This window comes from Vibrio sp. 1078-1 (assembly GCF_033340475.1).
Genome location: NZ_JAWOWM010000841.1, coordinates 1 through 529 on the forward strand (window position 1 = coordinate 1; position 529 = coordinate 529).

Genomic DNA, 529 nt, shown 5'->3' on the forward strand with positions numbered 1-529 from the left:
CTCTAGAAATGCGTCCAACACGCCACTGGCAAAGACGCCGCGCATCGCTCCACCTTCCACTACAATTGCTTTCGTTGCCATGTTTCCCCCATTAATTTCTCGGAAAAGAGTAATGAAATTCGTGCATTAGCAACAATTGGTTATTCTTATTATTGAGATAGGCGAAGTCTATGTATTTCTAGCTTAGAAAGTGAAAACTAAAGATCAAAAAATCCACACTTATGACGCAACACAAGTGTGGATTTAGGAAATATGGGAAGAGTTAGGCAAATACGGTTTTGTAGGCTTCGCCAGCACCATCGATGAACATTTGGGTGCCGATAACTGCCAAAATCAGGCCCATCATTTTTGTCACCACATTCAAAGCACTAGGCCCTACCGCTTTGACCAGTTTGTCCCCAAACAGGAACAATATGTAGGTGATGATACAAAGAACCGCAAATGAAACGATGGTAATAATGGTTTGGTCAAAACCACCTGTGGTCGCAAAGTTCATCGCTGTCGCAATCGTACCCGGCCCCGCGAGTAT

1 protein-coding gene is annotated in these 529 nt (G+C 43.9%); it reads right to left on the bottom strand.

The annotated features are described in order from the left end of the window. Positions 1-262: 262 nt before the first annotated feature. The coding region (locus tag R7190_RS30390) for a MarC family protein (RefSeq protein WP_318138278.1) at positions 263-529 on the bottom strand (267 nt) is incomplete at its 5' end.